This is a genomic window from Paracoccus haeundaensis (genome assembly GCF_006239215.1).
In the GTDB taxonomy this organism is placed as follows: Bacteria; Pseudomonadota; Alphaproteobacteria; order Rhodobacterales; family Rhodobacteraceae; genus Paracoccus; species Paracoccus marcusii.
In genome coordinates, this window is the sequence record NZ_VDDC01000017.1 from 109088 (window position 1) to 116185 (window position 7098).

Sequence of the window (7098 nt, forward strand, 5' to 3'; positions counted from 1 at the left end):
GTCTCTTTCCGCTTGAGGAATGTCAGCATCCGTCCAGCCCGGCCAGAAGGACAAGCAACGCTTGGCGGTTGATGGGGTTCTGGACCTCGCGCAGCGCGTCGATGGTGCACTGGCCTTCGACCAGCAGGTCGCGCAGCCGGTCGCGCGACGCCTGTGATTGCGGAAGACCGGGCGTGGTGGCCAGGATGGCGCTGACCTGATCCGCGTCCCGCGGTTGCAGAGCCGAGCCGTCGTCGCCGGTGACCGCCAGTTGCGCGTCTGCCGCAGGTTCCTGCGTTGCCACGGGGCCCGGTTCGGCGGGCGCATCCGTCGGCGGCTCGGGGGCGGCTGCCTGCTCCGGCTCAGCCTGCTGTGCGGCCAAGTCGGTGCTCAGCGTCTCGATTTGCGTCTGCAACGCTGCGGCACGCTCCTCCTGCTCCGCGATCTGTGCGGCAAGGCTCTCGGACCGGTCCAGCTCGGCCTGCATCGCGTCACGACGCGTGGTCAGTTCCGCCAGTTCCGACTGCACTGCATTCAACTCGGCCTCGGCCGCGGCCGCCTGTTCCTCCTGCTCCGCGATTTGCGCGGAGAGGTTTTCAGACTGCTCCAACTCAGCCTGCATCGCATCGCGACGCGTGATCAGCTCTGCCAGTTCCGCCTGGAGGGCATTCAGCTGCGACTCCGCAGCGGCAGCCTGCTCCTCTCGCTCCGCAACCTGCGTGGAGAGGCCTTCCGCCTGTTCAAGCTCCGTCTGCATCGCATCGCGACGCGCGGTCAACTCCGTCAGTTCCGTCTGAACTTCGTCCAACTGGGCCTGAGCGGCGGCCATCTGATCCTCCCGCTCTGCAACCTGTGCAGAGAGGCCTTCGGATTGCTCCAGTTCCGCTCGCACCGCGTCGCGACGTGTGGTCAGCTCAGCCAGTTCAGCCTGCGCGGCAGCCAATTGCGCCTCGACGGCAGCCGCCTGTTCCTGTCTCTCTGCAACCTCTGCAGAAAGGCTTTCGGACCGCTCCAATTCCGCCTGCATCGCATCGCGACGCGTTGTCAGATCCGCCAGCTCCGCACGCATCGCGTCAAGCTGCGGTTCAATCTCCTGCCGCGCAGAGGTCATCTCGTCACGGCTGGCGGTGGCGGCTGCTATCTCCTCCTCCAGCACGGCAAGTCTCTGTGCCTGCTCCTGCTCGGTCGTGCGAAGATCTTCCGTCCGTTGAGCCAGTTCCTCCGCCTCGGCGCGCCGCGCTTCGAGGGTGGTGTTCAAGTCCTCAAGTTCCGCCTCAGCCGCCGCGATCCGGGTTCTCAGATCAGCTTCCTGCGCCTCTGCACTCTCGGTGCCGCTTTGAACCGTGCCCTGGTTCTCTTGCGCGCCCGCAAGGCTTTCCTGCTCCTGCGCAAGCTGGCTGGTCGCCGCCTCGATCCTGGCCGTCAGCTCGCTCAGCTCCGTACGCGCCGCCTCGACCTGAGGCTCCAGCTCGGCAGCCTCAAGCTCCATTTGCGCGATGATCTGACGCAAGGCCTGCGCCTGCGCGGCCAGGTCATCCGGCGTCGCCTGCGCCGATGCCAAGGGAGCTGTCCCCAGAAAGCCGACCGCTGCCAGAGCGGCTATCGGAACACGAGAAAACACGAACACAATTAAAATCCTCCGTAGTTTCATAATGAAGCCACATGACGGATTGTCAAGTTTGGCCAGCCCAGACGCGGGGATTCATCTGTAGAGAAATCCCCGCAAACGCTCCTGATAGCGCGTAGCGCATCTGAACCACCACCGTGCAAATCCGGCGCGCTATCGCCTGATCGGAACGCCAAATTTGCGGACGTACATGTCGCCGCAACACGAGAAAACCTACGCTGTCAAGGACGGGCAGCACGCGAGCTTCTGCATGCATTGAAACTTCAGCTCTGCGAGATGCCTATTTCGGGATAGAGAGATCTGTCCGCGAACTTGGCGGCAGAGTCGCAGGTTCTATTGAGCCTAGGTACCATGCTACAGACGCACAGACAGTCATGTCCCTCCTCGGTATTTGTACATTCAATCGCGGAGCAACAAGGTAATTAGGGCCGGCTGTGATGTTACGAACGTGTCCTGTTCCCTGCGCGATGAAATGATAGCAACGAGCGTCAGTTCTGAGACTGATCCAGTCGCTACCTGACATAAGGATTTACCAACAAGCCGGCACGCCGTGGCCATGCCGACCAGACCAGAACCGATCCCAATCACAGGAACCGCGTCCGATTCGGACGGGTCCTTTTCGTTACTCGACCAATATCAAGTCGATCCGATTATGCCCTCGCTCGGTTCCACCGTGGGCATCATATCGATTGGATACGGCACAGTATGACTGGTCTCGGCGGCAGCCGAAACCCGAATGGACTACAACAGCCCCTGCTCCCGGAATGACGCCTCCGCATCCTTGCCGATGATGACGTGGTCGTGGACCGAGACATCGATCGCCTCACAGGCCGCAGCGACGCGGGCGGTCATGGTGATGTCCTCGTCACTGGGCGTCGGGTCGCCGGAAGGATGGTTGTGGACCAGGATCACGGCGCTTGCATTCAGTTCCAGAGCCCGCTTGGCCACCTCGCGGGGATAGACCGGCACGTGCCCGACGGTACCGCTGCCCAAGGCTTCATCGGCGATGATCGTGTTCTTGCGATCCAGGAACAGCACCCGAAACTGCTCGGTCTCGCGATAGGCCATGCAGGTGCGGCAATAAGAGATCAGCGCCTGCCAGGACGACAGCACCTCGCGCTGCAGAACCTTGGCCTGGGCCATCCGCTGCGCGAACGCGTCCACCAGCCGCAGTTGCAGATAGACCCAACGGTCCGCGCCCTCGACCTGCCTGATGCGATGTTCGGATGCCGCGACGACGCCGTTCAGGTCCCCGAATGTGGCAAGCAGGCGCTTGGCCAAGGGCTTGACGTCGATCTTGGGTACGGCATTGAACAGCAGAAGCTCCAGCATCTCGTAATCGGGCATCGGCGCATGACCACCCTCAAGAAAGCGGGTCCGCAGCCGTTCACGATGACCCCAGTAATGCGGCTGGGCGGTCCCGTCCGTCCCTGTCACCAGCCCGCCGCCCGCCGCGGCATCGGGCTTCAGCCGGTCCGTCATGCGGAAGGACCTGGTGAACGCGGGCTCGGTCACCGCCTCGGGGGGCGGCATGCGGGCCTCGAGGTCGGCCAGACCCTTGAGCGCCTCTTCGGAGAACCCGCCCGGTGATCGGACCGAAAGCTCGACCGTATCCCGCGCCTCCTCCGTTTGCGACGCCTGCACCTTGCCGCTTCGACCCCAGATCATGATGCGCCCCCGTCATATCGAAATACGATGCCGGGCAATCGTCTTGCGCATTCCCGGCCCTCAGCGGGACACATTGCGCAAATAAGGTAAATCAATCCTTAACGGGCAACACGGCAGGCACTGGAAATGCGGGCTTGATGCCGGAAACTCATTGCCGGTTGCCCAAGCCATGACGTGCGTTTCGTTCCCGCAGTTGGTGCTGCCGCAAAGGATCAACATCTCTCGCACAGGCCTGAACCGTCGCTCTCTCTGCTGCTCAAGAGATCAGGCCCACACGCCGCCGAATGGCCTCATCGCGCAGCGAGATCTCGGCACCCAGAAACGCATCCGCACCCGGCCCGCACATCCAAAGCAGTGCACGTGCGGGCCATTCCGGCGGGATATGCACCGTCCAGTCCAGCTGGCTGATCGGATTGACGCCGCTGTCGCGGATCGCCGCCTGCATGTCTGTCGCCACGGTACCCGGCGACAGGCTGATCGCCCGAACGCCGTCCGCCCGCGCCTCCTGATCCACGGCGCGCGTCAGCATCAATGCGCCTGCCTTGCTGGCACAATAGGCGCTCCACCCCTCCTGAGGAGCATGGGCGGCGCCCGATCCCACCGTCAGGATGGTCCCGCCGCCGGCCGACCGCATGACCGGCAGTGCGGCACGGATCCCGTGAAAGACGCCCTTCAGGTTGATGTCGATGGCCTGCCCCCAGGCATCCGGATCGGCATCGGCCGTGCCGGCGATCGGTCCGATGACACCGGCATTGTTGATCAGGACGTCCAACCGGCCCGCGCGATCACAGAATGACGCGACCGCCCGCTCCATGTCGGCGGCACGTGCGACATCGCCTTCCAAAACCATGCCGCCAAGTTCGTCGGCCAGCGGTGAGATCGCGCGTGCATCACGGGACATGAGGCCGACGAGCGCCCCGGCCTCGGCAAGCACCCGTGCCGTCGCCGCACCTATACCCCGGCTTGCCCCAGTCACCAGAACCGCCTTGCCCCTCAGATCGACCATTCTTCACTCCTGCCTTGCCATCAGTCTCACGGACACGGCCAGCAAGCCGGTCCACCAGACTACGACATTACGGCACCACTGCGTGCATCCCAAGCCGCCTGCGCCATGCAATCGCAGGAATTTCACCGAACAGGTGCCACAACCTGTGCGAAAAGGCAGGTTCTCAGGACGGCGGGTGTCGGCTAGTTAAATTTGTATAGTTTATTGAGTTGGATTTTTCTCATGCACCAGAACCAGACCGATCTGCGCCCCGTCGTTTCGGCGAAAGACCTGGCGATGATCCTTTCCGCCATCGGCGCCTATTCCCACAACGCAGAGTTCCGCGACCTTCGCGACAGGTTGCAGCACCAGGCCGTCACCTGGGGCGTGTTCCGCGCAGGCTGAGCCCAGTCAGTAGGCTCAATTAACATAACTGACATGCCTTTGCATTATAGACGATAAGTCACATCACGCGGCGTGCTAGCTCCGTATGGCGTCATATTCGTGATCCAATCGCAGCCTGTCCATAATCCAGACAATGCGTGAGCCCGCCGACCTCCCTGCCCGCTGCACGCCTGTCCATCTATTATCGCGTAAGAGGTTCATCATGTTCATTCGAAAGTCATCCCGCCTCCGCACCGTCACGATCGATGACGGCAGCATCCTCAGCGTCGCCGATCTGCCCGATGCCGACACACGTTGGGTTGCCTCGCGCAAGCAGACAGTGGTGCTCGCCGTGCTGCACGGACTGATCGACAGGGATGATGCATTGCGGCGCTATGGCCTGTCGGACGACGAGTTCAACTCGTGGTGCCGTGCCAGCGCGGCCCGTGGAAAGGCAGCCCTGACGGTGACCGCACTGCTGCAGTACCGTCAGCCACAATCTGATCAATCGACTGATACTTGTGCGGACTAGCTGCAAAGGTCAGCATCGGCTTGAGCATCGGTCTTGCGATTGTTTCATCGACGATTACGTTTTGCCAAATAGCACAGCATGTGCTCGACAAGTCATCTCAGCTACTTAGGGGTCGTCGTGTAGTTTGACACCGACCGCGTGATGTGGCAAAGGAGCGCCTTTCGTTTCCAAAGGACATGCATTCGTCGCGGCTTTAATTTGCAGATTACTTACGATGCTCCTAGTATAACCCTAGGTAATCACACTCACATTAAAGCGCAAAATGCCTACAGCCGATATGAGTTAATTGGCTGAGAATAGTGAGATTATTGGTGCCCGGAGACGGTGTCCTTGACCTTGCCGGTCTTGGTTAGGCTCCCGTTGCAGGCACCTTGGCAGCTATTTACCTCAACAAATTAATGGCTACTGGTCGTCCGAGGCTGTGTCAACGGGCACATATTGTACTACGGTATGTTCTACGGCTAGGGCCTGCTGAATAATGCTTCGGCAGTCGTTCAGATGTCCCCGGGGGGCGAGTGCCACCCCCACCCCTACCCGATACCGTATACATCCCCGACCGTTGTTGGGCGAAATAGCTAGTCAACCTGCGTTCATGGCTTAGCGGGCTGTTCAGTCGATGCACCGTGCGTTTTTCGTAATGTGACAGATCTTGAAATCAGGCGGGGTGGCCTTGGCTGTGGGTGATTTGCTGTACCGAATTGGGCGATGGTGATCAGAAGCGTCTAGTGACATGGCCGGATTGTTCCGTCGTCCGGCAGTCCAACACGGGGGCTCACGGACCTGCTATGGGGACAAGGTCTAATTAGATATCTATAGGACCTTGTCCCCTTAAGCCCAAAGCAGCCGTGGCTGATGAACCCCCGACCAACCCGAACCGGGGATCTCCGGATCGCCATTCTCGAGGTAAGCAACCCAATCAGCGAAGGGGATATGCCCAGCTGAGAGGTTGATGGATGACGCGGCAGGAAGCCGTTCTGCTTGCTGGTTAAGGAGTATGAACAGGTGCTGATGAGTGGCAGTACGGCCCGCATTCGTAGCTTTGAACTCGATGACAAGCAGGCCTGTCTGAGAAAGAATTGGTAATGCCCTCAGCCGGCTGGGGTCCTTGACCCGACTCCGCTGCAACATTTTCTTGGCTTGGGGGGCATTCGTGGCCAAGTCCGGACGCATCCGAAGAAGCCCCGCGGCAGACAGCGGGACATTACCCTTGCGGATCAATTCAATCTCCAGCCGATCAGGCATCAACTCGTCAAAGCGGACAAACTGATCCACCGGCATTTCGACTGGCAGATTGCCGAGCAGAATGACATTTTTGACGAATGGTGCATGAACCAGACGAAGCCGGGCGATGGCCTGGATAGTTTCTGCTTCTCGACTCTGCCGGTGCAAGGCCTCGATGCGTTCATCTGTGAACGATCTGACCTCTACACCGGATTGCGGATGAGGGTTTGCGCCACTTTGCAGATAGCCCCTCAACACCGTGGGCAATCGCGGTAGTGCCGTTCCCGTCGCAGGTAAGAAGCTTGCCTCATCGTGGCATAGGGGCTGATCAGCGGCCCAGAATACAGCCCTAGCCTTTATATCGATGGTCCAAGCTGGTGGAGAATTCCGCCCTGTGATGAATACGGCAGAAGCGTGCTCCGCAGCATTGCTGCCCCGAACGCTCTGGAAGTGATTGACCATAACGCTCTCGTCCAGATCACTGCGTTCCCGAAGCTGGTCTGCGAGTTTCTTGTGGCTGATTAACAGCGGATGCTCGCCCAGTCGCGCCCAGACATTTAGGATACTTACGAGATCAGCTACCGGGGCTGTGTCTCCATTCCAAAACGAGTTGCTGCCGGTGCGGTCGTAGGGTAATCCTCCCCGTTTTAACGGGGTTTGGTCGTAGAACTCACGCAGCCATTTTCAGTTTCTGTGCGGGTG

At 60.4% G+C, this 7098-nt stretch carries 6 protein-coding genes; 2 read left to right on the forward strand and 4 right to left on the reverse strand.

Going from position 1 to position 7098, the window contains the following annotated elements:
* Positions 1 to 22: 22 nt before the first annotated feature.
* From FHD67_RS11215 to FHD67_RS11225, 3 genes are all read right to left on the reverse strand, one after another.
* Positions 23 to 1540 carry a coiled-coil domain-containing protein gene (locus FHD67_RS11215; protein ID WP_139598748.1) on the reverse strand — a complete coding sequence of 506 codons (1518 nt, stop codon included), beginning with the start codon at positions 1538 to 1540 and terminating at the stop codon, positions 23 to 25.
* A gap of 807 nt (positions 1541 to 2347) precedes the next feature.
* Positions 2348 to 3139, reverse strand: a complete 792-nt coding sequence (gene radC, locus FHD67_RS11220) for a RadC family protein (RefSeq protein ID WP_139598755.1) — start codon at positions 3137 to 3139, stop codon at positions 2348 to 2350.
* A gap of 391 nt (positions 3140 to 3530) precedes the next feature.
* Complete coding sequence (locus tag FHD67_RS11225; protein ID WP_139598749.1) at positions 3531 to 4280, reverse strand: SDR family oxidoreductase; 750 nt, start codon at positions 4278 to 4280, stop codon at positions 3531 to 3533.
* A 222-nt stretch (positions 4281 to 4502) separates the two neighbouring features.
* Between FHD67_RS11225 and FHD67_RS20435 the strand changes: the two genes are divergently transcribed.
* Together FHD67_RS20435 and sciP are read left to right on the forward strand one after the other, a co-directional pair.
* On the forward strand, positions 4503 to 4664 hold the full coding sequence (locus FHD67_RS20435; protein ID WP_164871441.1) for a hypothetical protein: 162 nt from the start codon (positions 4503 to 4505) through the stop codon (positions 4662 to 4664).
* A 202-nt stretch (positions 4665 to 4866) separates the two neighbouring features.
* Complete coding sequence (sciP, locus tag FHD67_RS11230; protein ID WP_139598750.1) at positions 4867 to 5175, forward strand: CtrA inhibitor SciP; 309 nt, start codon at positions 4867 to 4869, stop codon at positions 5173 to 5175.
* A gap of 828 nt (positions 5176 to 6003) precedes the next feature.
* Here the strand turns inward: sciP and FHD67_RS11235 are convergent.
* Positions 6004 to 6651, reverse strand: coding sequence for a hypothetical protein (locus FHD67_RS11235; protein ID WP_139598751.1), 648 nt, complete (start codon positions 6649 to 6651; stop codon positions 6004 to 6006).
* Positions 6652 to 7098 lie beyond the last annotated feature (447 nt).

Excerpts from the sequence above, each read along its gene's own strand:
- radC (WP_139598755.1), bottom strand. The coding sequence starts at position 3,139 with ATGCCGCCCCCCGAGGCGGTGACCGAGCCCGCGTTCACCAGGTCCTTC.
- FHD67_RS11225 (WP_139598749.1), bottom strand. The coding sequence starts at position 4,280 with ATGGTCGATCTGAGGGGCAAGGCGGTTCTGGTGACTGGGGCAAGCCGG.
- FHD67_RS20435 (WP_164871441.1), top strand. The coding sequence starts at position 4,503 with ATGCACCAGAACCAGACCGATCTGCGCCCCGTCGTTTCGGCGAAAGAC.
- sciP (WP_139598750.1), top strand. The coding sequence starts at position 4,867 with ATGTTCATTCGAAAGTCATCCCGCCTCCGCACCGTCACGATCGATGAC.